The 20,701-nt window shown below is 60.9% G+C and carries 19 protein-coding genes; 8 read left to right on the top strand and 11 right to left on the bottom strand.

Going from position 1 to position 20,701, the window contains the following annotated elements; all coding sequences use genetic code 11:
- Window positions 1-187 precede the first annotated feature (187 nt).
- The 3 genes from ACZXDY_RS28485 (at window position 188) to ACZXDY_RS28495 (ending at window position 3,302) form a co-directional block, all read left to right on the top strand.
- Window positions 188-1,225 carry an aspartate-semialdehyde dehydrogenase gene (locus ACZXDY_RS28485; RefSeq protein WP_455997439.1) on the top strand — a complete coding sequence of 346 codons (1,038 nt, stop codon included), beginning with the start codon at window positions 188-190 and terminating at the stop codon, window positions 1,223-1,225.
- A gap of 100 nt (window positions 1,226-1,325) precedes the next feature.
- Window positions 1,326-2,039 carry a TetR/AcrR family transcriptional regulator gene (locus tag ACZXDY_RS28490; RefSeq protein WP_464347771.1) on the top strand — a complete coding sequence of 238 codons (714 nt, stop codon included), beginning with the start codon at window positions 1,326-1,328 and terminating at the stop codon, window positions 2,037-2,039.
- 639 nt (window positions 2,040-2,678) lie between these two features.
- Entirely contained in the window at window positions 2,679-3,302 is a 624-nt protein-coding gene (locus ACZXDY_RS28495; RefSeq protein WP_130226922.1) for a PepSY domain-containing protein, read from the top strand.
- Window positions 3,303-3,486: 184 nt separating this feature from the next.
- On the opposite strand, the gene queA is transcribed toward ACZXDY_RS28495, so the two are convergent.
- From queA to coaD, 5 genes are all read right to left on the bottom strand, one after another.
- Window positions 3,487-4,578, bottom strand: a complete 1,092-nt coding sequence (gene queA / locus ACZXDY_RS28500; RefSeq protein WP_464347772.1) for a tRNA preQ1(34) S-adenosylmethionine ribosyltransferase-isomerase QueA — start codon at window positions 4,576-4,578, stop codon at window positions 3,487-3,489.
- Between the two features lie 106 nt (window positions 4,579-4,684).
- Window positions 4,685-5,152 carry a peptidylprolyl isomerase gene (locus ACZXDY_RS28505; protein WP_130226924.1) on the bottom strand — a complete coding sequence of 156 codons (468 nt, stop codon included), beginning with the start codon at window positions 5,150-5,152 and terminating at the stop codon, window positions 4,685-4,687.
- The gene (locus ACZXDY_RS28510; RefSeq protein WP_130226925.1) at window positions 5,128-5,562 is read right to left on the bottom strand and encodes a hypothetical protein; all 435 of its coding nucleotides are present in this window, start codon (window positions 5,560-5,562) and stop codon (window positions 5,128-5,130) included. Before ACZXDY_RS28510 ends, ACZXDY_RS28505 begins: the two co-directional genes overlap by 25 nt.
- 9 nt (window positions 5,563-5,571) lie before the next feature.
- Window positions 5,572-6,135 (bottom strand): peptidylprolyl isomerase, encoded by a 564-nt coding sequence (locus ACZXDY_RS28515; RefSeq protein ID WP_464347773.1) that lies wholly within the window; start codon window positions 6,133-6,135, stop codon window positions 5,572-5,574.
- A 38-nt stretch (window positions 6,136-6,173) separates the two neighbouring features.
- Window positions 6,174-6,671 (bottom strand): pantetheine-phosphate adenylyltransferase, encoded by a 498-nt coding sequence (gene coaD / locus ACZXDY_RS28520; RefSeq protein ID WP_464347774.1) that lies wholly within the window; start codon window positions 6,669-6,671, stop codon window positions 6,174-6,176.
- Window positions 6,672-6,886: 215 nt separating this feature from the next.
- Here coaD and ACZXDY_RS28525 point away from each other — a divergent pair, with 215 nt between their 5' ends.
- Together ACZXDY_RS28525 and ACZXDY_RS28530 are read left to right on the top strand one after the other, a co-directional pair.
- Window positions 6,887-7,147, top strand: a complete 261-nt coding sequence (locus ACZXDY_RS28525; protein ID WP_028165555.1) for a hypothetical protein — start codon at window positions 6,887-6,889, stop codon at window positions 7,145-7,147.
- Between the two features lie 119 nt (window positions 7,148-7,266).
- Complete coding sequence (locus ACZXDY_RS28530; protein WP_464347775.1) at window positions 7,267-9,177, top strand: potassium transporter Kup; 1,911 nt, start codon at window positions 7,267-7,269, stop codon at window positions 9,175-9,177.
- Between the two features lie 130 nt (window positions 9,178-9,307).
- On the opposite strand, the gene ACZXDY_RS28535 is transcribed toward ACZXDY_RS28530, so the two are convergent.
- From ACZXDY_RS28535 to ACZXDY_RS28545, 3 genes are all read right to left on the bottom strand, one after another.
- The gene (locus tag ACZXDY_RS28535; RefSeq protein WP_464347776.1) at window positions 9,308-9,649 is read right to left on the bottom strand and encodes an aminotransferase class I/II-fold pyridoxal phosphate-dependent enzyme; all 342 of its coding nucleotides are present in this window, start codon (window positions 9,647-9,649) and stop codon (window positions 9,308-9,310) included.
- Complete coding sequence (locus ACZXDY_RS28540; protein WP_464347777.1) at window positions 9,628-10,398, bottom strand: aminotransferase class I/II-fold pyridoxal phosphate-dependent enzyme; 771 nt, start codon at window positions 10,396-10,398, stop codon at window positions 9,628-9,630. Before ACZXDY_RS28540 ends, ACZXDY_RS28535 begins: the two co-directional genes overlap by 22 nt.
- Before the next feature lie 469 nt (window positions 10,399-10,867).
- Window positions 10,868-11,713 carry a helix-turn-helix domain-containing protein gene (locus tag ACZXDY_RS28545; protein WP_464347778.1) on the bottom strand — a complete coding sequence of 282 codons (846 nt, stop codon included), beginning with the start codon at window positions 11,711-11,713 and terminating at the stop codon, window positions 10,868-10,870.
- Window positions 11,714-12,171: 458 nt separating this feature from the next.
- On the opposite strand from ACZXDY_RS28545, the gene ACZXDY_RS28550 reads away from it, so the two are divergent.
- From ACZXDY_RS28550 to ACZXDY_RS28560, 3 genes are read left to right on the top strand one after another with little or no spacing between them, the layout of a single operon-like run.
- Window positions 12,172-13,509, top strand: coding sequence for an SRPBCC family protein (locus ACZXDY_RS28550; RefSeq protein ID WP_464347779.1), 1,338 nt, complete (start codon window positions 12,172-12,174; stop codon window positions 13,507-13,509).
- Window positions 13,506-13,997 (top strand): benzoate 1,2-dioxygenase small subunit, encoded by a 492-nt coding sequence (gene benB / locus ACZXDY_RS28555; RefSeq protein WP_028165560.1) that lies wholly within the window; start codon window positions 13,506-13,508, stop codon window positions 13,995-13,997. The genes ACZXDY_RS28550 and benB overlap by 4 nt, the downstream gene beginning before the upstream one ends.
- 25 nt (window positions 13,998-14,022) lie before the next feature.
- Window positions 14,023-15,048: a 2Fe-2S iron-sulfur cluster-binding protein gene (locus ACZXDY_RS28560; protein ID WP_464347780.1), complete on the top strand. Its 1,026-nt coding sequence runs from the start codon at window positions 14,023-14,025 to the stop codon at window positions 15,046-15,048.
- 298 nt (window positions 15,049-15,346) lie between these two features.
- Here the strand turns inward: ACZXDY_RS28560 and ACZXDY_RS28565 are convergent, their stop codons facing one another.
- The 3 genes from ACZXDY_RS28565 to gyrA all read right to left on the bottom strand — a co-directional run bounded on the left by ACZXDY_RS28565 (window position 15,347) and on the right by gyrA (window position 20,425).
- A complete protein-coding gene (locus tag ACZXDY_RS28565) occupies window positions 15,347-16,162 on the bottom strand; it encodes an EthD domain-containing protein (RefSeq protein ID WP_464347781.1) in 816 nt (271 codons plus the stop codon).
- Between the two features lie 160 nt (window positions 16,163-16,322).
- Window positions 16,323-17,249, bottom strand: coding sequence for a helix-turn-helix domain-containing protein (locus ACZXDY_RS28570; RefSeq protein ID WP_464347782.1), 927 nt, complete (start codon window positions 17,247-17,249; stop codon window positions 16,323-16,325).
- Between the two features lie 446 nt (window positions 17,250-17,695).
- On the bottom strand, window positions 17,696-20,425 hold the full coding sequence (gene gyrA, locus ACZXDY_RS28575) for a DNA gyrase subunit A (protein WP_464347783.1): 2,730 nt from the start codon (window positions 20,423-20,425) through the stop codon (window positions 17,696-17,698).
- Between the last annotated feature and the right edge of the window lie 276 nt (window positions 20,426-20,701).

The raw sequence follows: 20,701 nt of genomic DNA on the forward strand, positions 1-20,701 counted from the left end.
CGTTGACGGCGCAAAAACTCTCCCGCATAAGTTCCAACACCATGATGACCGCGACCAAACGCACCACCACGACCAAAAAGCTCTCCGGGGCCTTGGGAGGCGTGCGCGTGTAGTCGGACCGACCGCATCATCTCAAACCGAAGCCCCGCCTGATGAAGGTCCGGGGCTTTTTTATTGCCCAAATCTGATGGAGACTTCCGTGAAGAACGATCCCGTAGTTGCCATTGCCGGCGTGACCGGCGCCGTCGGTGCCGAGTTCATCGCCACCATGGACCGGCGCGGCTTCCCCGTGCGCAAGCTGAAGCCGCTGGCGAGCAGCCGTTCGGCGGGCAAGGCCATCGACTTCCGCGGCCAAAAGGTCGTCATCGAGGAGCTCAACGAGCGCTCCTTCGAGGGCGTCGACATCGCCCTGTTCTCGGCCGGCAGCGGCGTCTCGAAGAAGTTCGCACCGCTTGCGGTGAAGGCCGGCGCCGTTGTCGTCGACAACTCCTCCGCCTTCCGCATGGACCCGAACGTGCCGCTGGTGATCCCGGAGATCAACGCGTCCCGCATCCGCGAGCACAAGGGCATCATCGCCGTCCCGAACTGCGCGGCGATCACCGCGCTCGTGCCGCTGTGGCCGATCCATCAGAAGAACCGGATCAAGCGCGTGATCATCTCGACCTATCAAGCCGCGAGCGGCGCCGGCGCCGCAGCCATGGAGGAGCTGGTGGAATCGACCCGCGCCAATCTGAACGGTCAGGTCTATACGCCGAAGGTGATGCCGCATCCTTACGCATTCAACCTGTTCAACCACAACACCGCCGTCGATCCCGAAACCGGCTACAACGACGAGGAAACCAAGGTCATCAAGGAGACCCGCAAGATCTTCGAGGACGACCGCATCGCAGTCGGCGTCACCTGCGTCCGCGTCCCTGTGCTGCGCGCGCATTGCGAGGCCATCACCTTCGAATGCGAGAAGCCGATCAGCGAGGACCAGGTGCGCGCGCTGCTTGCCGCCGCGCCCGGCGTGCGGATCGTGGACGATCGCGCCGCAAATTACTTCCCGATGCCGATCGATGCCTCCGGCCAGGACGACGTGCTGGTTGGCCGCATCCGCAAGGATCTGAGCGACCCGAGCGGCCATTCGATCTCGATCTTCGTGGCGGCCGACCAGCTCCTGAAGGGCGCAGCGCTGAACGCGGTCCAGATCGCGGAGCTGTTGCCCGAGCGCGTGATGGCATGAGGCCGGTGCCGCCGGCAGATTGGCGATGACGGCTGCACGGAGGCGCGATATAGAGCTGAGGTACAGTAGCGCCGAGAGGACGGAACCACTGACGAGGTTAATGGCACGGGCGGCACGGCAAAGCGCTGCGAAATCCCGCGGCGGCCGCCCGACAAAAAGGGCCGCCATCCAGCGCGACCTGCGGCTGATCGAGGTTGCCACCCGGCTTTTTCTGGAGCGCGGCTTCGAGGCGACGTCGATCGACGCCGTCGCTGAAACGGCGCGGGTCAGCAAGCCCACCGTCTACGCCCGCTATCGCGACAAGCGCAGCCTGTTCGAGGCCGTGCTGCGGCGCGAGATTGCGCGCTGGCTCTCTCCGCTCTCGACAGCGGCGGAAATGCAGTGCAGCGATGTTTCCGGCGTTTCCGTCGAGCAAGTTCTCCTCGACCTCGCGCGGCAGATGCTCGATTTGATCAGTGGGCCCGAGCCGGGGGCTCTGAGCCGCATCGTGGCGGCGCAGGCAACCAATTTCCCCGAGCTCGCAAGGCTCGCGGAGGAAGAAGGCTACCTGAAAGCCGTTTCGACGATGACCCGTCTGTTTGATCGCCTGGTCGCCGAGCGAGCGGTCCAGATCGAGGACACGACGACCGCCGCCGAGGTCTATATCAACATCACCGTCGGCCACACCTTCCGGCAGGCGACCAACGGCATTCCGATTGACCGGAAGGCTGAGGAAAAACGCTTGCGGGCGTCCTTGCGGCTTTTGATGACCGGCATCGGCGGATCTGGCGGTCGGCCGCAGAAATCCGGCGCACGGACCCGCCCGTCCCGCTGACATCTCGATAAGCCATGCCCGGCGCTGCGGGCTGCCCCGCGATTTGGGCGGCTATCGGCGTCGGAGCACTGTTGACGACAACTAAACGATACAGTACAGTTTAATTAAGTGAGCCGGCGATGTCAGCCGCACCTGATGTCACCCAGTGCTCACGCCGTCGCAGACTTCGATCGGCGCAACCTGTGTCTTCCTGGCCCCCAAGCCTGGCTTGCGCTGTTCGGACGGCCGACCCGGACACGGGTCGGCCGTGTCCTTTCGGCGCACGAACGCGACGCGCGATAGTCGTCCGGACCAGCAAGGATCCTCTCATTGGCCCCCGCCCTATTGCAAAGAAGCGTCCAGCTCATGGCCGTCGGTCTTGCGATCACGGCGCTGTCATGCGCATCGCGAGCCGATGCAGAAGGTCGGGGAACGCCGGAAAAGCGCGAGGCCTGCACGCCCGATGTCTTTCGGTTCTGCTCCGGTTCCATCCCGAACACCGAAGAGATTGTTTCGTGCCTTCACGCAAATAAGCGGCGGTTGAGCGAAAAATGCCGCGATGTGATCTCGGTTCGGAACTCAAAAATGCCGGATCGAAGTCCCAAATGATGGGAGACGCATGGCTGCGAAACAGATGCTTCGCGCCACGGAGGAGGATCGATGGTGAATCCGCGCACGCTCGCCACGGGCACAGAGTCCAGAACGACACGGCACCTGCTCGTGATCGGTCTGCTGACGCTGCTCGCATCCGCACCCTCCTTCACTGTCGCCGCACCTTCTGCTCCTGAGGCTTCCTCCGGCCAGGAGCAGGCAACGGAGTCTGACGACAAGGCGGTCGCCCATCAAATTGAGCTGTTCCGGACCGCCCAGGTGTCGCTCAGCCGGGCCATCGAGATCGCCGAGCGGGCGCACGCCGGCGCGAGGACCTCCGATGTCAGCTTCGATGGGGGGTCAGGTGCGCCGGTGTACCGGGTCCGGACGTTTCATGACGGCCAGCTCTGGGAACATGCCATCGATGCTGCCACCGGCGAGATCTCGACGGATCGGCTGGTGTCGTCCCTGAAAGAACTCAATGCGGAGGACCGCACCAACATTGCTTCGCTGTCGGGTGTTGACCAGCAGTTGTCGGACGCGGTGCGCGTGGCGGAACGGGCCGCCTCGGGCAAGGCGATCAGCGGAGGCCTGACACGCGAACGCGGCAAGCTGAGCTTCGTGGTCATCATCGTCAGCGGACTGGATCTGAAGCAGGTGATCCTCGAACCGCCCCGCCGCAAGAGCCGTTGACGCTCATTCCCTTCTCCCCTTGCGGGAGAAGGTGGCGCGAAGCGCCGGATGAGGGGTTGTCTCCACGGGCGACCGTGCCCGCGGAGGCAACCCCTCACCCGAATGAGTCAAATAGCAGCAGCGGAGCAGCCCTCTCCCACAAGGGGCGAGGGCACATCAACTGGCAGCGCGAGCGCGTAGCACCCTACAGAAACTCGCGTCCCTCGTGCGCGCGAAACAGCAGACACGCGTCGCCATACGAATAGAAGCGATAGCCCGCAGCGATGGCATGCGCATAGGCCTGCTTCATCGTCTCGAGGCCGGAGAAGGCCGACACCAGCATGAACAGGGTCGAGCGCGGCAGATGGAAATTGGTCAGCAGGATATCGACTGCGCGAAAGCGGTAGCCGGGCGTGATGAAGATCGCGGTGTCGCCGGTGAATGGCTGGATCGTGCCATCCTCCCTCGCCGCGCTTTCGAGTAGCCGCAGCGAGGTGGTGCCCACTGCGACGATGCGCCCGCCTTTGGCGCGCGCCGCGTTCAGCGCGGCGGCGGTCTCTACGGAGACGCAGCCCCATTCGGAATGCATCCTGTGCTCGGAGGTGTCGTCCACCTTCACCGGCAGGAATGTCCCTGCCCCGACATGCAGGGTCAGTCTGACAATATCGACGCCGTGGCCACGTAGTGCAGCTTCCAGCGCCGGCGTGAAATGCAGGCCCGCGGTCGGGGCTGCGACGGCGCCCTCATTGGCCGCGAACATGGTCTGGTAATCGGCGGCGTCCTGATCGTCTGGCGTGCGCTTCGAGGCGATGTAAGGCGGTAGCGGCGGGCTACCGAGATCGGCGATGGCCTGGTCGAGCGCGGGCCCGTGGAAGGAGAATGACAGCGTCACCTCGCCTTCCTGCCCCTTGGCTTCGACCTGCGCATCGAGATGTCCAAGCAGGCAGACCTTGCCCTCATTGCCGAAGCGGACAGTGTCGCCTTCCGCCAATTTCTTCGCCGGCTTCACCAGCGCCTGCCAGCGCGAACCGTCGAGCCGCTTGATCAGCGTCGCCTCGATCTTCGGTTCGGTCTCGCGGCCGATGCGGCGGCCCTTCAATTGCGCCGCGATCACCTTGGTGTCGTTGACCACGAGCTGGTCGCCCGGCTCGAGCCATTGCGGCAACTCGGCCACGGTGCGGTCGCGCAGCACGCCGTCCCCCTGCACCACCAGCATCCGCGCGGCGTCGCGCGGACTCGCAGGCCGCAGCGCGATCCGTTCAGGCGGGAGGTCGAAGTCAAAGAGGTCGGTGCGCATCTTCTAGCCGTCATTGCCGGGCTTGACCCGGCAATCCATCTCCTAGGAAAGACTCTTCTGAAGAGCGATGGATACCCGGGTCAAGCCCGGGTATGACGATTGAGTGTCAGGCTGTCGCGTCGGCAGCCATCCTTGCCTTGACGATCTTGTCCGGGTTCTGCACCGGCTCGCCGCGCTTGATCTTGTCGACGTTCTCCATGCCCTCGGTGACCTTGCCCCAGACCGTGTACTGGCCGTTGAGGAAGGCGGCGTCGTCGAAGCAGATGAAGAACTGGCTGTCGCCGGAATCCGGGTTGGCGGCGCGCGCCATCGAGGCGGTGCCGCGGACATGCGGCTCCTTGTTGAACTCGGCCTTCAGCTTCTTTCCGGAGCCGCCCGTGCCGGTGCCATGGGGGCAACCGGTCTGGGCCATGAAGCCCTCGATCACGCGGTGGAACACGATGCCGTCGTAAAAGCCCTCGCGCACCAATTCCTTGATGCGGGCGACGTGGTTCGGCGCGAGATCAGGGCGCATCTCGATGGTGACGGGACCCTGGGTGGTCTCGAGGATCAAAGTATTTTCGGTAACAGCCATGCTCGCCTCTCTTTGGCTTCGGGTTGACGTTTGCGGGTTCGGAAAGGGATCGCCATCGGCCGGCCGGCAACCGCGCCGCCCAGTGCATCGGTAAATGGCAACGGCGTGCAACGTTCCAAGGCCTGCATCACGGCGATGCGGTATTGCAACCGGTCATTCTCGCTGGCCTCCGCCGTCTCATAGGTGATCCTGGGACGGCCGAGGATCGCGCCCTGGCGGGTGAAGCTGACGATCACGGTGATGTCGATCGGGTTGGCCTGCGACAGCGGCGGCGGCTTGAAGCAACTGTGCAGCTTTATGAAAAGGTCCTTGAGCGTATCAAGCTTCTCGGGCGCCGGCTGCGCCCGCGCCGTGCAGGCAAGCAGCATCAGCGGCGCTGCAAACCAGAGAAATGGTTTGCCGCGCAGCATCGGCAAGCCTCACTTGACGTCGGATGCGACTTGCACCTTCACCATCTTGTCGGGATCGGTTACCGCCCCGCTCGGGGAGCCTGCGGGGGCCTTCTTCAACTTGTCGACCACATCCATGCCGGACACGACCTCGCCGATCACAGTGTACTGGCCATTCAGGCTCGACCCGTCCGCGAACATGATGAAGAACTGCGAGTTGGCGCTGTCGACGCTGTCGCCGCGCCGAGCCATGCCGACGATGCCGCGCTTGAACGGCACGTTCGAGAATTCCTGCTTCAGGTTCGGGTATTTCGAGCCGCCGGTGCCGTCGAATTTCTGGCCGTCGCCGGTCTGCGCCATGAAGCCGTCGATCACGCGGTGGAACGGCACGTTGTTGTAATAGCCCTCGCGCGCGAGCTGCTTGATGCGCTCGGCATGCTGCGGCGCGATGTCCGTCCTGAGCTTGATGACGATGCGGCCCTTGCTGGTGTCGATCACGATCGCATTGGCCTTGTCCAGATTGGCCGGCAGGGGCTGCGCGACCGCGGGAGCCACACAAAGGAGCGCGGCGAGAACAGCGAGGATTCGGATCATGAAAACTCCGGAACGGATGTCTGAGAAGAGCGCGAGAGCTAGCTGGCGAATTTGGCCTTGAGGCGGGCGGCAACGGCTTTGGGCACGAAGTTGGAGACATCGCCGCCCATGCCGGCGATCTGGCGCACCAGGGTCGCCGTAATCGGCCGGACGGCCGGCGAGGCCGGCAGGAAAACGGTATGCACCTCGGGCGCCATGGCTTCGTTCATGCCGGCCATCTGCATCTCGTAGTCCAGGTCGGTGCCGTCCCGCAGGCCCCGGATCAGAATCGTACCACCGGCGCGCTGCGCCGCGGTGACGACCAGGTCATCGAATGTGATGCAATCGAAGCCGCAGCCGGCTTTGGCGGCGACGGGGCCGAATACCTCCTGCAGCATCACCAGGCGCTCGTCGACCGAAAACAGCGGCTTCTTCCCCGGATGGACGCCGATGGCGACGATCAGGCGGTCGCAGAGGACGACGGCGTGCTTGACCACGTCGAGATGGCCGTTGGTGACCGGGTCAAACGAGCCGGGATAAAGCGCGGTGCGAGGCATATCCCCCTCTAGCCTGCCCGGGGCTGGCCGGCAAGCCAGCCGGGTTCCAAGGCGGCCCTGAACCCCAATGTTTCATCCATCTGGCGCGGACGAAACAAAATCCCGAGGCAACGAAATCATTTTCGCCCCCCGCGAAGACAGCGGGAAACGGGCGGCCTCTATCACTCCCGCCAACGAAACGACGGGCCACCAAGGCCCACTGACAGGGAACCGTCATGATCAAGGCACTTTCCGCCGTCGCCGTTGCCGCCTTCATTGCCGCCGCTCTCACCGTTCTTCCCGGCTTTGCGCCCCAGGTCGAGGCCAGCGTGCCCCGCGCTCTTGCCAAGGCTGACCGGCTGGACATCCGCCCCGCGGGCAACGATCACTGTGCGCAGCAGAACTGGCCGAACTTTGACGCTTCCTGCCTCCGGAACGCCGGTACCCAGAGCGGCGTTCGCGAAGCCCGCCTCGTCACCGCCGATCGCACGCCGTAACCCCGGCCCCCCCCTCCGTAGGAACATAGTGGTAATTTGCGACGTCTCGTCGCAGACTGCCGTTTGGTCGCGCCCTTGAGGATGATCCGGTCGGCGCGGTGCAATCGGGGGTCTCGCTGATGTCAAGCACGCCCGCCATCGCCTCAGGCCATCCGCCGAGCCCCCTTCCTCTTGCAACAACCATCGGCGCGCTTGGCGTCGTTTATGGCGATATCGGGACCAGTCCCCTGTATGCATTGAAGGAGGCTGCCAGGGCGGCCGCCCATGGCGGCACGATCGCGCCGAACGCCGTCCTGGGCGTGGTATCGCTGATCCTGTGGGCGCTGATCCTGATCATCTCGATCAAATACGCGCTCCTGATCCTGCGCGCGGACAACCGCGGCGAAGGCGGGATCGTGGCGATATTGGCGCTGCTGCACGCGCGCCATGCCCAGCCGGGCACCTGGCGTGCGCAGCTTCTGGTCGTCGGCCTCATCGGCGCCGCCCTGCTCTACGGCGACGGCGCAATCACCCCGGCGATCTCGGTCTTGAGCGCGATCGAGGGATTAAAGGTGGACGCGCCATCGCTGGCGCCGGCGGTGGTGCCGATCACCATCGTAATTCTGGTTGGCCTGTTCGCGATGCAGAAGCAGGGCACCGGCTTCATCGGCCGGATTTTCGGACCGGTCATGCTCGGCTGGTTCCTTGTTCTCGCGGCGCTCGGCATCCATGGCATCGTCCAGGCGCCGGCAGTGCTCGCGGCACTCAGCCCGTTCTATGCCTTCAATTTCCTGATCCACCAGAATTTCCACATCAGCTTCGCCATGCTCGGCGCAGCTTTTCTCGCGGTCACGGGCGGTGAGGCGATGTACGCCGACATGGGGCACTTTGGGCGGTTTCCGATCCGGCTCGCCTGGTTCGCCGTCTGCCTGCCCGCGCTGGTGCTCAATTATTTCGGGCAGGCCGCGCTGTTGATCACCGATCCGGGCGCGCTGGACCATCCGTTCTTCCAGCTCTCGCCCGACTGGCTGCACTACCCGCTGGTCGCTTTCTCCGCGATCGCCACCGTGATCGCTTCCCAGGCGATCATCTCGGGCGTGTTCTCGCTGACCCAGCAATCGATCCAGCTCGGCTTCCTGCCGCGGATGCACATCCTCCACACCACCAGCGACGCGATCGGTCAGATCTATGTGCCGCTGGTGAACTGGCTGCTCGCCGCCGCGACGCTCGGCGCGGTACTGGGCTTTGGCACTTCGGATGCCCTCGCCGGCGCCTATGGCATCGCGGTGTCCTTGTTGATGGCGATCACCACGCTGCTGGCGGCGCTGGTTGCGATCCAGTGGGGCTACTCGCCGCTGATCGTGCTCGCCGTCAACGGTTTCTTCCTTGTCATCGACCTCATCTTCTTCGCGGCCAACTCGACCAAGCTGCACGAAGGCGGCTGGTTTCCGCTGCTGCTTGCAGGCTTGATCGCGTTCCTGATGCTCACCTGGCGCGGCGGTGTAAAACTGGTCGAGCGCGCCCGCGCAAGACTGCGCCAGCCGGAAGAGGATTTGATCGAGACCGCGATCACCAAGTGCCGCGCCAGGCTGCCGGGCACTGCCGTGTTCCTCGCAGCCGCGCCGAGCGGCGTGCCGCTCGCACTGACGCAATTCGTCAAGCACAACCACGTCCTGCACGAACGCGTTCTTTTGGTCACCGTGCAGATCGAGGAATCCCCGCGCATTTCCGAGGACGACCGCGCCGAGATCATCGACATCATCCCGGGCATCACGCGGGTGATCCTGCACTACGGCTTCATGCAATACCCGACCATCTATGAGGGCCTGCAACTCGCCTGCCGGCAGGGCAAGCTGCCCGGCATCGATCTTTCCGACGTCACCTACTATATCGGCCGCGAGACCATCATCCCGCGCGAGGACGTTCCGGGCATGTGGGTTTGGCGGGAATCAATCTTCGCATTCCTGCAACGCAACGCCGAACGCACCGCGGCGTTCTTCGGCGTGCCGACCGGACAGGTGGTGGAGTTCGGGACGGAAATCGAGATCTGACTGGCTGGGCAGCAGGCCGCAATCGCAAAGCCATTGCCTGCAATCACAGCTATCGATTAACTCGTACTGAATGCCGATGTCAGCTTTGAGGTGACATGCTACGCGAGTCCGTGAGGCTCGCCGAGGATCCTTACCGCAACAGCTCGGCGATGACGGCCCGTGCCATTGCATTCTCGTGCGGCAGGCCGATCGAAATTCGGACCCAATCGTCAAGTGGCGGGAAAGCGCGGCCGACCTCGATGCCTTTAGCGCGCATTGCGGCAGCGATTTCGTGGTGTGGATGTCCGGTCTCGAAGAAGACGAAATTTCCCCGCGAATCTGAATGCCGGAGCCTCATGCTGCTCAGCAGCTCATGCCATTTGCCCCGCTCCGCGGCGACCTTTGCGCGCGTTGTCGTCACATAGCTGGCATCCTGGAGGCTTGCCAATGCCGCCGCAAGCGAAAGGCGATCTACCGCGTCCGCGGATCCCACCCGGCGTTCTTGAGCGAAGTGGCAAGCGCTTTGGCCGCGATGCCATAACCGACCCCAAGACCGGCCAATCCGAAGATCTTGTCGAAAGTTCGGAACACGACCACGTTCTCGCCGTCTCGGACGAGGCCCATAGCCGTTCGCTTTTCGAAATCGGAATCGAATTCCAGATAGGCTTCGTCGACAATGACAAGCGTTCGTTTCGACATCTCGCGAACAAAAGCGATAAAGTTCACGGTATCACTGACCGTGCCGGAAGGGTTATGAGGGTTAACCAGATAGATTGCCCGAGTCCGCTCGTTCACCTTGGAGGCGATGGCTGGAAGATCATTCTCGAGCTCATGATTGAGCGGCACACCGATCACGACGCCGCCGCTGGGGAGCACTGCATCCACCAGCGCGGTGTAACCCGGCTCAGAGTAGATGAACTCTCCTCCGCTTGGGCCGTCCTGAGCGAGACGAAATCCGAGTGGCTCAAGGATATCCCCGATCATAACCTCGTCCATTGATAAACCTTCGCGCGCGGCGATCCTTTGCGTAAGGATGTCACCGAGTTCCCGACCGTAGCGGCAGAGTTCGCTAAGCTCGTCGCGAACCACCGCAAGAGCCAGCGGCGAGGGACCGAACGGGTTTTCATTGAGCGACAGTCGTGTGCGAGCCGGCTGTGTTGCGCCTTCGGCACTGACCCTGATGAGGCTCGCTGGTCCGCCCAGCGCGAGCCCGATGGGGAAAGGATGATTGCGGCGGTTCAAGACCATGATCCTATGCGATGTTCGACTGAACAGTGCGCAACACTATGGCGCGGCGGTTAGTGGATGATTGCAAACGCGCCCTAGTGTGGTTACGACTGTAAGACGATCAAGTCGTTTCCGGATTCAAGACCGGGCATATTCGGCGGAAGATCAAACGACTATAAACTTAACGGCCGCGACATTGCCGGTCGCCTAAATCGCAATTTCGCAGGTATTTGCTTTCATCGCTGATGACGTTTGATAGTGGCTTGAAACCTCGTAGCATCGGTAGCCAGATTACTGGACACAAAACAGCGACCTGAGCGCGAGTCTGCCACCGCTCGGACGGTTAGCGGGAGGCCGATCACGCGACAGATAAACAATGACTCTATTTCCGCACGTCGCTTGTTGGACGCCATCGGACCAGTCGCCTTAGCCTCCCAAATGTCGTGTTGAAGACGCTTGTCAGATTGTTGCCGTGTGGATCGAGCTAACTGGGATCTCGCAAGAGAGAACTCGGATGTTGTCCGAACTGTCTGCGAAACGATCGATTGAAATAAGCATAGTCGCCGAATCCGCTCGCGTACGCGATCTCGCGAATGGGCTGGCCGGTTTTCAGAAACGATCGTCGTTTCAACAGAAATGCCGCACGCTCGAGGCGGACCGAGTTTATGTATCGGCTGCAGGTCGAATTTCTCGTTGTAAAGAGCTTCTGAACATAGCGTAGGGAGATTCGGGCCTCGCGGGCGACGTCGCCGGGGCCAAAATCAGGATCGGCAAAACGCTCCCTAATGATGTCGCAGATATGTCCAAACAGCCTCTCCGTGTGAACTGAACTATGTCCTGGCTCGGAGGGGGCGAATAACGCGCCCAATAAGTCCAAGAGCGCTAGACGCATATAATCCTTGGTCGAATGGGACATTGATTGCTCGTCTTCAGCGCTATCTTGCAGCAGTCGACGGAGTTGTCGTGCGGCAGCGATTTCGCCGGATTGAAGCGGGCACCGCGGCTCCAAACCAAGGTAAGACAAGAGGGTACCGCGCGGCAGTTGCACGGAGGCCCAGTGGTTACCTTCTTCCTCAGACACATACGCTATGGGTCGGGCTGCATCCACGAGTGCGACATCACCGACGCTGAGTTCTATGGTTTGATCGTTCTGAATTATTCCAGAGCGACCGCTCATCTGAAACACCGCGTAGTAGTGATCCTTCGCGTCAGCACGGACGTCCCGGTTCGTTCGCTCGAACCGATGGGCGCTGCAACTGAGGTCAACGGCCCTCAAGCCGTAGATACTTCGGGCCTGCACTCGACCCGAAAAGGCGCTGGGCTCGATCATGCTCGGCGTGTACCGCCCGCATATCGATAGGACAGTACATTGCCACTCCTCGTAGTCCATACTTGGGATTGTGAGAAATTCGCTGCTTGAGTGCACCGCCGCCGCCTCTATCAAGCGTTCTCGATGGGTAGAAAAGCGCTCTTAAACATAGGTCAACAAAAGCGTCCTCAAACGGAGAACGTTTCAGGCCGCATACTAAAGATAACAAGACCAAACTATTTTTTGGATCACAGATGATCACCTCCCCGAGAAATGGGTGTGAGGCCGACCGGTTTGTATGGAAGCTCCTTGCCGCCTCACGACCGCTGATCAGCATTGTGCGCGTGTGTCCATCTGGAACGGGCGCGAGAGTCTCACGACGGATGGGGAATCCGGCCGTAGAGTCGGGGCCGTATCGTCGATAGTTGCAATACATCATCGATCATCAACCGACGCAGGTAATTGACGAGGTCAGGCCCATGGCAGCGAGCATCATTGAGCGTCTTGACGCGGCATTGATTGAGGATTCCACGAACGGGTTGTTTCGTTGTGACCGCACGATCTTTACCGACAAGGAACTCTTCGAATTGGAAATGGAGCATTTGTTTGAGGGTAACTGGGTCTATCTCGCGCATGAGAGCCAGATTCCAGACCGGAACGACTATTTCACGACCTGGATGGGGCGGCAGCCCGTCTTTGTAACACGCAACAAAGACAACGAACTTGGCGCTTTCATCAATGCTTGCAGTCATCGTGGTGCGATGCTTTGCCGCTACAAGCGCGGCAACAAGTCGACATTTACCTGCCCGTTTCACGGCTGGACGTTCAGCAATGCCGGTAAATTGCTGAGAGTGAAGGATCCAGACGGCGCCGGCTATCCGAACCAATTCGGCAGCAACGGCTCCCACGATTTGAAGACGGTTGCGAGGTTCGAATCCTATCGGGGCTTTCTGTTTGGGAGTCTCAATCCGGATGTGCAGCCGTTGCCCGAATTTCTCGGTGAGGCAACAAAGATCATCGACATGATGATCGACCAGGCGCCTGACGGACTGGAGGTGCTACGCGGCTCATCCAGCTACATCTACGACGGCAATTGGAAGTTGCAGACCGAGAACGGTGCCGACGGTTATCATGTGTCCTCAGTGCATTGGAATTACGTTGCGACGACAGGCCGTCGCAGCGCGGAATCGGATGACGTTAAGGCAGCCGACGTGAGCAAATTTGCCAAGCAGAGAGGAGGATACTATTCGTTCAACAACGGCCACTTGGTCCTTTGGTCTCGGTGGGCCGATCCGACCAGCAGGCCAGCCTATGCTCAGCGGGAGAAACTTATCGCTAAGCATGGCAGAGCCAAAGCCGAATGGATGGTCGAGAACCTCCGCAATCTCTGCATCTATCCGAACCTCTATCTGATGGATCAGATGAGTTCCCAACTGCGCGTTAGCCGCCCCCTGTCCGTGGATAAGACGGAGGTGACGATCTATTGCATCGCGCCGAAGAATGAACCGGCCGAGCATCGGGCGCGCCGCATTCGCCAGTACGAAGATTTCTTCAATGCCAGCGGAATGGCGACGCCCGACGACCTTGAGGAGTTCCGTGCTTGCCAACAGGCCTACATGGCCTCTTCGATGCGGTGGAATGACTTATCGCGCGGCGCAACGCACTGGATTGAAGGTGCCGACGAGGCAGCGCGGGCCATCGACCTTCATCCGGTGAGAAGCGGCGTGAAGATCGAAGACGAAGGCCTTTTTCTCGTTCAGCACAGGCATTGGTCTACGGCACTTCGCGCGGCTGTAGCTAAGGGAGAGCAAGCATGAGCACTATTTCCCTATCCGCTGTTGAGGCGTTCCTTTATGCGGAAGCCCGCGCTCTTGATGATCGGAACTGGGACGCGTGGCTCGCCTTCTATGCTCCCGATGCGAGCTTTTGGATGCCGGCTTGGGACGACAACGACGGGCTTGTTGAGGATCCTCAAAGCGAGATCTCGTTGGTCTACTATGCGCGCCGCAGCGGCTTGGAGGACCGAGTGTTTCGCATCAAGACTGAACGGTCGAGCGCAAGCACCCCCGAGCCACGGACATCGCACAACATCTCGAATGTCGAGATCCTTTCTCACGGCGATGGAAAGGTTGACCTTAGGTTCAACTGGTTGACGCTCAGCTATCGGTACAAGATCGTCGACACATATTTTGGAGTTTCCTTCTACACGCTCGAGATTGCCGGTGAACGTCCAATGATCAAAGCGAAGAAGGTAATTCTGAAGAACGACTACATCCACCACGTGATCGACGTCTATCACGTCTAACGATGACCGGCATTAGAGCGGATGCATGCCCAGGATAGCTCTTAACTTCGAAAACGGAATCACAAGGTTCATCGATGCAGGCGAAAATGAGAGCATCGCCGACGCGGCTTATCGGCAGAGCGTCAATGTGCCGCTCGACTGTACCAACGGCGTTTGCGGCACCTGTAAGGCCTTCCGGCAATCCGGACAGTGTGATCTGGGATCGCCGTCCAAGGATGTGTTGAGCGACGCAGAGGCAAGCGAAGGTTATATCCTCTGTTGCCAGACTAAGGCCAGGAGCGACATGGTAATCGACATCTTGGCTTCGTCCGACGCCTGCAAAGTGAAACCCAAGAGGACCATTTGCGAAGTCGTCAATCTCGAGCCTTTATCGGACCATCGCATTAGGCTTTCGGTCAAATCGCTCGAGGGCGAGCTCCCGATGTTCTTGCCGGGACAGTACGTCAACATTACCACTCCGGATGAAGGGATAAGTCGGCCGTATTCATTCACCTCCGCGCCGGGTAGCGACGTGGCAACGTTTCTGATCCGCAATCTGCCGAACGGCAGGATGAGCGTGTATCTTAAAGCAAAGGCCAAACGAGGAGAACGGCTCGTTCTCGACGGCCCGTTTGGCAATTTCTATCTTCGCGTACCCACACGGCCAATGTTGTTCATCGCTGCTGGGACCGGCGTTGGACCATTCTTGTCAATGCTTGAATACCTTGCCAGGACGGGAAACTGCGATCAGCCAGTGCGACTCATTTACGGCGTGCGCGACCCCGCTGATCTTGTCGAGCTCGAGCGGATCGAGGCGCTTCGAGCGCTCCTTCCAAACCTCAGCTATGTCACGACCTGCTCGAATCCTGCAAGCCAACATCAGCTATCCGGGCGCGTTACAGACCATCTGAGCGCTGAAGCGCTGAATCATGGTGATGTTGACGTTTACTTGTGTGGACCGCCCGAAATGGTCGAAAGCGCTCGACAGCACGCAGCGAACTGTGGCTCACCGCCTGCAAACATTTATTTCGAGAAGTTCGCTCCTGCTGTGGCGACATTGTATCAAGCCTGAACGATCAAAAGCTGCGCTCGAATGAGTGTGGACCTCATCGCGCGCCAGATAGCTCCGCAGCGCAACCGTAGCGACTTTAGCGAAGGCCGCCTAGGCGCAGATTACCAAGGCGAAGCAACAAGGAAAAGCGATAACGCTCTGCCGCCCCCTTAACCCGCTCGCCGCCTCGCAGCTTTCTTCGCGTCATCGACATCCAACCACGGAGGACCGTGTTGGCCGGTCCCCACTGTCACTCGGGTAGAGTCCCCCATCTCACGTGCGCGAATCGCTACGTTGGAGAGGGTGCGATGCGCTTTTCCTAGAACACTCGCTCCGAACGGGCCAGATAAAGAAACGACGAAGGCACTGATCTGAGATCTTCAAAGGCGTCTCGATCGGCGGATACAGCGGCCTCGAATATAAACTGAGTTGGCCAGATGAATTGCCGGATAACAGCCATCTCGGAGTGTGGCATGACACTACGATTGATCACTTGCCGAAACGTACCGAGCCGACGGGATAGCTCCAGTGATTGATCTCGGGTCCAATCGACGGATCGTTCACGAATGAACTGCGTCAGCGTAACGTAGACATTGGCATCCTTGTCCGACCAATAGAGATCAGCGAAGGGAGCGTCCGGCGCAATCGTGCCCCTGCTTGCCTGTACAACGTCCTCAGACGTCAGTGTGATGATGTGTTTGGACTGGTCCACGAAATTTGGTTCGTCCGGACGCACAAACTTCACGAATTGGGGGTCTAAGCTGAGGTCCGCGGCTGGAAGACTGTCGTGCCAGACTTCTGCGATGGCCAGGTAAGTCGAATCAGAGTCTTTGAAGACCGAGCTCGCGAGCCGATGATGCTGGATGTATTTTCTATTCCCTCGCATGTCACGGACAAGCGTGGCATGCGGGTGCCGCCAATGGTCGTCGAACTCCTGCATGCTGACGCCGGCACGAGGATGCGCAAGTTGCAGCAGTTTAACGGGGCCAACATGCGGGGGTGCGATCGCGGGGCGTTCATCCGCCCTTGCGGCTGAAATGCCTGCTACGGCCGCACCAACCACGAGCGACGAAGTGGCTCCGATAAAGTCCCGCCGCGATGCGTCTACGGGAATGCCGCCAGATTGAATGGACATGGCTCCTCCTTTTAGTTCCTTAAGCCTGCGAAGTCGGAAGGACGAACAGTTCCGCAACGCGAGGCCGCCTATGCAAGATGATATGAATACCCCGAGCCCTGAAATCAGTCGGACTTTTGCGAACCCTATCGCGATATTGCGTTTCAATTGTACGTCTGTTTCAGGCGAGCCTGTAGTCGCCGGGCGACACACCAACTGCACGACGAAAGACCTGGGAGAAATGGCTTGGATTGGAGTATCCGACGGACAGACCGATCTCGGTGACGTTGAGATCTGTCTCACGCAACAGCTGCTGCGCTCTCTGAATCCGTTGCCTAATGAAGTACTGAGACGGCGTAAGGCCGGTTGCTTTCTTGAATAGTCTGCTGAAGTGAAACTTACTCATGGCGGTCTCTTTTGCGAGCGCGCCCAGATCAAACGGTTGTTCAAGGCGACTTGCCATGAAGGCGATGGCGTGACGAAGCTTGAATCCGGGTAAGGCGTTACGCATGCGGACATGCGAACCGTCGCTCGCATAGTTACGGACAAGATGAATGGCAAGGCTCTGCAGGAGCCCTTCGACATACATGGGGCTCGCGGCGGCCTTTGACGCCAGTTCACGATAAATGAGATCAAGAAGCTGTGAGATTGTCTCGTCTCGGCCTCCTGATACGTCACGTAGGGTCACCCTAACGTTTGTCTTGCCGAGCACCACCTCGGCAACCCGCTCCAGCAATGAGATCGACAGATAAAGATGCATTGCGTGAAACGGCTTACTGTGGTCTGCCTGCCAGCGAATTTCATAGGGGGTGTTGGAATGCGTCAGATAGAAGTCACCCGCGTGGATCGAATGCGCAATCCATTCACCATCTAACTCGCGCTCTTCGACTATTGCATCGCCAGATACGGTCCACGAGAGGACTGGCTCGCTTATCGCGGGGACCAGGATCGGATGCTGAACGTGATCCTGTGTAAAGACCTCAACAAAGACGTCCCGCCATGCTCGGCCCTCAGAACTCATCAGAGTGCGCGCGCCAATATACCTTCCCAAAGAGGATGGGGACGCTTTTAAGGTGTCCGGGTTGCCTCGCTTTGCCACGCGACGCATAAGCCCCTTCTTACAGTGGTACAGTTAATTGCTGTAGAATTGTCTGCCGTCATCAACCTCCACCCAACCTACTTTCCGTCAGCAAAAAAGCCAGTCCGTTGCCGTTCACGTCATCTCCGTTCCTTTGCCCGTCCTCGCGTACGCTCGCGCAATATCGCCAGTTGCTCGGCTATCTGACGCACTTGGATGATGTGCTTTTGCGGGCTTCGCATTCTTTGATTTGTATAGTGAACATTCTTCGCTCAAGCGAACAGGCTCTCGTAAGCGCTGGTGGGCACCTCCTGGATGACGGTGTGATCTGCGAGCTTGCGGTTCGGTTTGGACAGGCCTGGACGGTTCCTACGAGCCCGTCTCGGATGTGGCGTCTAGTCGGGACCCGGCTGATGCGTTTCCCCTCCGCTGCGTGAATCGCGACGTTGGAGAGGATGCGATTCGCTCCTCCTAAATTAGCCGCCGTTGCCGTTCTCGCCATTCTCGCTGTCGTCGCCGATATGCTCGACCGAGACGACATGCTCGTCGTCGGCGGTGTCGAACACGATGACGCCCTGGGTCGAGCGGCCGGCGATGCGGATGTCGCCGACGGGGCAGCGGATGAGCTGACCCTTGTCGGTCACCAGCATGATCTGGTCGGCCTCCTCCACCGGGAACGAGGCCACCAGCTTGCCGTTGCGGCTGTTGACGCTCATGGCGACGATGCCTTTGCCGCCGCGGCCTGTGGTGCGGTACTCGTAGGACGAGGTCCGCTTGCCGTAGCCGTTTTCGGACACGGTCAGCACCACCTGCTCCTGCGCCGACATATCGACATAGCGCTCCTGCGAGAGCTGGATCGCGCCTGTGGCCTCCTCGGCCTCGGTCTCGACCGGCTCCTCGGTGGTCGCTTCGCCTGCGACCGCGCGGCGCATCTTCAAGTAGGCCGAGCGCTCGTCCGAGGTCGTCTCGACATGGCGCAGGATCGCGAGCGAGATCAGCTTGTCGCCTTCGGCGAGGGAAATGCCGCGCACGCCCATCGAGGTGCGGCCGGTGAAGACGCGCACATCGGTGACGGGGAAACGGATGCACTGGCCGCCGGCGGCGGTCAGCAGCACGTCGTCATGCTCGGTGCAGATCTGCACGTCGACGATCGCCTCGCCCTCCTCCAGCTTCATGGCGATGATGCCGGAACGGCGGACGTCGACGAAGTCGGACAGCTTGTTGCGACGGACGTTGCCGCCGGTGGTGGCGAACATCACGTCGAGATTCTTCCAGGAGGATTCATCCTCCGGCAGCGGCATGATGGTGGTGATGCGCTCGCCCTGCTCCAGCGGCAGGATGTTGATCAGCGCCTTGCCGCGCGCATTCGGCGCGGCCATCGGCAATCGCCACACCTTTTCCTTGTAGACCTGGCCGCGCGAGGAGAAGAACAGGACCGGCGTATGGGTCGAGGCCACGAACACGCGGCTGACGAAATCCTCGTCGCGGGTCTGCATGCCGGCCCGGCCCTTACCGCCGCGGCGCTGGGCGCGATAGGTCGACAGCGGCACGCGCTTGACATAACCGGCGTGCGACACGGTCACGACCATGTCTTCGCGCTGGATCAGATCCTCGTCCTCGACCTCGCCTTCCTGCTCGACGATAACAGTTCTGCGCGGGGTGGCGAACTCGGCCTTCACCTCGGCGAGCTCGGTCTTGACGATCGCCTGCACCCGGGCGCGCGAGCGCAGGATGTCGAGATAGTCGGAGATCTCGGCGGCGAGCTTGGTGAGCTCCTCGCCGATCTCGTCGCGGCCGAGCGCGGTCAGGCGCTGCAGCCGGAGGTCGAGGATTTCCCTCGCCTGCTCCAGCGAAAGGCGGATAGTGCCGTCCGGATTGATACGGTGACGCGGATCGTCGATCAGCGTGATCATGTCTTCGACGTCCCGCGCCGGCCAATCGCGCGACATCAGGGTTTCGCGCGCGGCCGCCGGATTCGGCGACGAACGAATCACGCGGATGACCTCGTCGATATTGGCAACCGCGATGGCCAGGCCCACCTGGAGGTGCGCGCGATCGCGCGCCTTGCCGAGCAGGTATTTGGTGCGCCGGGTCACCACCTGTTCGCGGAAGGCGACGAAGATCGTCAGCAGGTCCTTCAGGTTCATCTGCTGCGGGCGGCCGGAATCGAGTGCCAGGATGTTGGCCGGGAAGTTGGTCTGCAGCGGCGTGAAGCGGTAGAGCTGATTCAGCACGACGTCCGGCATCGCCTCGCGCTTCAGTTCGATCACGACGCGGAAGCCTTCGCGGTCGGATTCGTCGCGCAGGTCGGAAATCCCTTCGATCTTCTTCTCGCGGATCAGCTCGCCGATCCGCTCGACCATGTTCGCCTTGTTAACCTGGTACGGGATCTCCGTGATGATGATCGCCTCGCGATCCTTTCGCAGGGTATCGATCGTGACCTTGCCGCGCATCACGATCGAGCCGCGGCCGAGATGATAGGACGCCCGGATGCCCGCTCGACCGAGGATGATGCCGCCGGTGGGGAAATCCGGCCCCGGAATGATGTTGATGAGGTCGTCGATGGTGAGCGCCGGGTTGTCGATCAGCGCCACACAGGCGTCGACGACCTCGCCGAGATTGTGCGGCGGGATGTTGGTGGCCATACCGACGGCGATGCCGCCCGCGCCATTGACCAGAAGGTTCGGAAACCGCGTCGGCAATACCGACGGCTCTTGCTCGCTGTTGTCGTAGTTGGGCTGGAAGTCGACCGTGTCCTTCTCGATGTCCGCCAGCACAGCCTCTGCCGCCCGCGTCAGGCGTGCTTCGGTGTATCGATAGGCTGCCGGCGGATCACCGTCGACCGAACCGAAATTGCCCTGGCCGTCGATGAGCGGCACGCGCATCGAGAAATCCTGCGCCATGCGTACCATGGCGTCGTAAATCGACTGGTCGCCGTGCGGATGATACTTACCGATGACGTCGCCGACCACGCGCGCGGACTTGACGTACTTCTTGTCCGGCGTGTGCCCCTGGTCGTACATCGAATACAGGATGCGGCGGTGGACCGGCTTGAGCCCGTCACGCGCATCGGGGAGCGCCCGCGCCACGATCACGCTCATGGCGTAGTCGAGGTAGGACTTCTTCATCTCGTCGAGGATGGAAACGGGACGAATGTCGGAGGGCCCCGACGGCTCGCCGGGCTTGTCGTCTTCAGGTTCTGACAAAGGGGGAATCCGGGTCGGTTCTACTGCAGAATCATATAGCGTATCGGGGGCCCGACCACCACCCCGGAACGGCCTCGGCGACCGGTTTTTCCCTTCGTTTTTTCATAGACTTACGGGGTCGACCGGCGCGCCGCGGGAACACCCTAGCGGGGTGCGGCAAGGGCGCCCTCCGAGCTCAGGAGACCGCCCGCGGGCCGCTGGCGGCGCCCGCATCGTCCCGCCCTGTCGGTTAGATCGATTTCCTCACAGTTCACATCAACCGGAGCCACAAGCAAC

It is taken from the genome of Bradyrhizobium sp. LeoB3 (assembly GCF_055456055.1).